Source organism: Flavobacterium sp., from assembly GCF_036515215.1.
Taxonomy (GTDB): domain Bacteria; phylum Bacteroidota; class Bacteroidia; order Flavobacteriales; family Flavobacteriaceae; genus Flavobacterium.
Window position 1 is genome coordinate 1 of record NZ_DATBVQ010000159.1, and the last position, 3,970, is coordinate 3,970.

Consider the following 3,970-nt stretch of genomic DNA (forward strand, 5'->3'; position numbering starts at 1 on the left):
TTTTAATTCGGATTTCAGTTTAACGGCTGGTTCTAATAAGGTAGATTATAAAGTTGGGAATACGTTGAATGTGTCTTTGGGTGCCAACAGTCCTACAGAATTTAATGTTGGTGGATATACTTTCAGTCAGGTAGTGGGTAATGCCGATTTCAGCAGAACTTTTGACAAAGTGACTTTTGGTTTTGGTACAGAGTTAAGAAAAGAACAATTTGAGGCGAGAGCAGGTCAAGAGGAGTCTTATGTAGGTGGAGGAGCACAGTCTTTTCCTGGATTACAGCCTGCAAATGAATTGAAAAAAGACCGTAGTAACGTAGGGGTTTACACTACGCTGGATTACGATATGACAGAGGCTTTCTTGATAGGAGGATCTTTAAGATATGAGAACTATTCTGATTTTGGGGATAATTTTTCTTGGAAGGTTAATTCTCGTTACAAACTGAATAATGATATTGTAGTAAGAGCTTCATACAGCACTGGATTTAGAGCGCCAGCCTTGCACCAAATTTATTTGAGTAATATTCAAACGCTTGTATCTGGAGGTACAGTTTCTAATCAAGGGACTTTTAACAATGTGGATCCAGCGGTTATAGGATTGGGAGTTCCTCAATTGCACGCTGAGAAATCAGAAAATATATCGACAGGGATTACTTTTAGATCAGGTGCTAATTTTTCTGCATCTCTTGATTTCTACCATATAAAAGTAAAAGACCGTGTTCTTTTTTCTGGAGAGGTTGGATTTGATGGGGATGATACGACAACAAACCCAGTTGAAGAAGTGTTACTTGCTAACGATATTACAAGTATGAAGTTTTTCATCAACGCAGTTAATACTATAACTAAAGGTGTTGATGTTGTTTTGAATTACAAAAATTTAGAATTAGGAAACGGGAAACTAGCATTTAGTTTGGCGTCTAATATTGCCAGTACTAAAATCGATGGACAAATTGCCACACCAAGTATTTTGAAGGCTAACGGATATGATATTTTCAACCGAAAAGAGCAAGGTAGAATTCTAAGTGCAAGACCTAACACAAAAGTATTGTTAGGGGCAAATTATGATTTGAAAAAAGCGAGTCTTACTTTCAATAACACTTATTTTGGTGAAGTTACTTGGCAACACGCTACAGATATCTCAAAAGATCAAACTTTTGCAGGGAAAGTTATTACAGACTTAGGTTTAGCTTATAAATTCACAAGCACTCTATCTGCCAATGTTATGGTAAACAATCTATTCAATGTTTATCCAGACGAGATAGATACTAAAGGAGATGTGGTTACTGACTTAGGAGGTCGTTTTAAATATGCTTGGGAAGTAAACCAATTTGGATTTAGTGGAACAACTTTTTCAGCAGGACTAAACTTTAAGTTTTAAAGGTCATTTAAAATACAATCATAAAAAAACGGGATTTATTCCCGTTTTTTTTATGTCTTTTTTGAAACTGCCTGATTCGGTATTTTTATGATTTTGTTATCAATATGAAGTCCGATTTGTTATACCATAGTAGTGCTTGGTTTTGAAGTTATCCTTTGTTGAAAAATTTATGATAGTGTTGTTGATTTACAATATGTTTTTATAAAGTACTTACAAGTTCTTTTATTTGTTTTTCTAAAGTAAGAGCATAATTATAGCCGTAATTATAGATTTCGTCTGATTTTTTTAGATTGAAAATGCTGAATTGACTCATGTTTGGCGGTTCAATGTATAAAGTACACTGATCTATTTTATTTTGAACAGAGCTTTTCATGGCCAGATGGAAACAGCGGTCGAGAATGTTATTCATGTGAACTTCATTAACCTCTTTTTTGATTGAATTGACGTAACTTCCAATAATTATATCACATTTATTAATCAACGGCTCCGTTGGAAAATTATCAATTACCCCGCCATCGACAAACAGGGTATCTTTATAGTTTACGGGCTGGAAAAGCAATGGAATGCAGGATGAAGCTCTTAAGGCCTTGGAAAGATTTCCCGATGAAAAATAAACAATCTCTCCCTTTAAAATATCGGTGGCAGCGACAAATAGCGGAATGTTTAGGTCCTCAAAAGTATCGTTTGGAAAACACTCCTGATAAAGGTTTTGAAAGCCTTTCATTGCAAACAAGCCTTGCTTTTTGATGAGAATATTTGAGAAATTAAAAATTTGGCCTTTTTTTAAAATGTCCACAATTTCGGGAATGGAATAACCAGCAGCATAAAAAGCGCCCGCAATGGCACCCGCGCTTGTACCAGAAATAAAAGAGGGAACAATTCCGAATTCCTCCAAAGCCTTCAAAATACCCAAATGAGCGATCCCACGGGCGCCACCTCCAGACAAAACAATACCGATCTTAGTTTTCATTTCAATATCTTATTATTTGTGTTAAAATAATAAAGTAGTTTTCACTAATGTAGAAAAAAAAGATTGTTTTTACTGTATATATTTGATAATCAGGAAATAATTAGTATAAAAAAGTAGAAAGTCATTATTTTACGAATTTGATGACTGGTTTTTATTTCGTGACGAATGCTCCAAAATGCCATAGGACACCAGAGGGGTCATGTAGATAACATTCGCTTCCCCAAGGTTGCTCCCGTACAGGGGTGACTTTAACACCCTCATATTTCGACGGAAGGGCCAGCGCCGAAAGACCGTCGAAAAAGGGCTTTACATCCTCCACTTCCATAAAAATCATGGTATTGTCAATCCAATCCTTGACATAAGCATCTTGTAGATAAAAGCCTAGAGTATCTGACTTGAAATAGGACATGTTTGCTGATAAAACAATCTCCTCGAAACCGAGGTCTTGGTAAAATTGACGTGAAACTCCGTAGTTTTTTGCGCCTATGAACGGACGAATTGATTTGCCTTTGTGTTCCATATCTAGGTTATTGATTTTTGGTTTAGTTCCTGTTTTTGAAATTTCTTCCAATACTTTTTTTCATTTTTATTGCGAGGACCCAGATTCCAGATCGTTTATAATTTAAAATTCAAGAAATTTAAACTGGCATTTTTTCTATTACAACCGCGTCGACTTCAGTGTTAAGATACGTGCAAGTCATCTCTATGATATCGATACGGCACTTGGCGATTCCACATTGAGCGGCCTGTTGGCAAAAAGTATAGTAGTCGGTTTGACCGCTTTCGTGCATGACAAGATACTCAATAAAGCGCTCTTTGTTTGTCACGGCCGCAACGGATAGTTGCTCGTATTTTATATCGGTGCTCGCTTCGTGATCAGTGTCACCATAATAGACTACCCGACCGTCAGTGATGAAGGTGTCGTATCCTTTTATGCCTAAATCAATTAGTTCCTGAATATAAACGGCAAAATCAGCCTCTGTTTTTACTTTATCGTATGCTTGTTTGATTTGTTCTAGGGTAAACATATTTTTTGTTTTAATTGTTATTGTGGGAACGAATTGCAAATATACATTATATGGAAAAATAAGTTTGTCCACTCTGACTTTGATTTGTGCATGAACGGATTTTAAATTCGACGTAAGGGTTGCGTATTGCAAACGGATGTTGTTTTGGTAAACGATTCGGATTATTCTCAAAAAAAAACTAGCCCCGATAGCAGCGGCATCCTTTATGTTCTTTCTTTAGGAACATAAAGATACAGCGGATAGCGGGATTCAGCTCCTTAAAAGGGAAATGGTGGGGGTGACATTCAGGATGACAACTTTTGGAACAGTGACAAAGCCCCCAAAATGTCAGTTTGTCAGATTAGCTTGCGACAATTTTAACAAAAACTGACAATTTACGGGACCTTCTTGCATTGGCACAAAGATTGACTTAAGCACCATGAGTTGTTAAAATAAGTATACATTATAATTAAATATAAATAAAAATGGGTAAAATAATCGGAATTGATTTAGGTACGACAAACTCTTGTGTTTCTGTAATGGAAGGTAATGAAGCAGTTGTTATTCCTAACGCAGAAGGAAAAAGAACAACACCATCTATCATCGCTTTTGTTGAAGGTG

At 36.1% G+C, this 3,970-nt stretch carries 5 protein-coding genes; 2 read left to right on the forward strand and 3 right to left on the reverse strand.

The genetic code is table 11. The annotated features are described in order from the left end of the window. Nucleotides 1-1,372: TonB-dependent receptor plug domain-containing protein (locus VIH09_RS10670; RefSeq protein ID WP_331580768.1), on the forward strand; the 1,372-nt coding region annotated here is incomplete at its 5' end. Nucleotides 1,373-1,571: 199 nt separating this feature from the next. Here the strand turns inward: VIH09_RS10670 and VIH09_RS10675 are convergent. The 3 genes from VIH09_RS10675 to VIH09_RS10685 all read right to left on the reverse strand — a co-directional run bounded on the left by VIH09_RS10675 (nt 1,572) and on the right by VIH09_RS10685 (nt 3,370). Continuing rightward, nucleotides 1,572-2,342, reverse strand: a complete 771-nt coding sequence (locus tag VIH09_RS10675; RefSeq protein WP_331580770.1) for a patatin-like phospholipase family protein — start codon at nt 2,340-2,342, stop codon at nt 1,572-1,574. 151 nt (nt 2,343-2,493) lie between these two features. Then, on the reverse strand, nt 2,494-2,862 hold the full coding sequence (locus VIH09_RS10680; RefSeq protein WP_331580774.1) for a glyoxalase: 369 nt from the start codon (nt 2,860-2,862) through the stop codon (nt 2,494-2,496). 118 nt (nt 2,863-2,980) lie between these two features. Next, on the reverse strand, nt 2,981-3,370 hold the full coding sequence (locus tag VIH09_RS10685; RefSeq protein WP_331580772.1) for a DUF1398 domain-containing protein: 390 nt from the start codon (nt 3,368-3,370) through the stop codon (nt 2,981-2,983). 464 nt (nt 3,371-3,834) lie between these two features. On the opposite strand from VIH09_RS10685, the gene VIH09_RS10690 reads away from it, so the two are divergent. Then, nucleotides 3,835-3,970 (forward strand): Hsp70 family protein (locus VIH09_RS10690; RefSeq protein ID WP_331580776.1); only part of this gene is annotated, 136 nt, incomplete at its 3' end.

Bases quoted from the DNA above. Each gene is read 5' to 3' on its own strand.
- VIH09_RS10680 (WP_331580774.1), bottom strand. From the start codon at position 2,862: ATGGAACACAAAGGCAAATCAATTCGTCCGTTCATAGGCGCAAAAAAC.
- VIH09_RS10675 (WP_331580770.1), bottom strand. From the start codon at position 2,342: ATGAAAACTAAGATCGGTATTGTTTTGTCTGGAGGTGGCGCCCGTGGG.
- VIH09_RS10685 (WP_331580772.1), bottom strand. From the start codon at position 3,370: ATGTTTACCCTAGAACAAATCAAACAAGCATACGATAAAGTAAAAACA.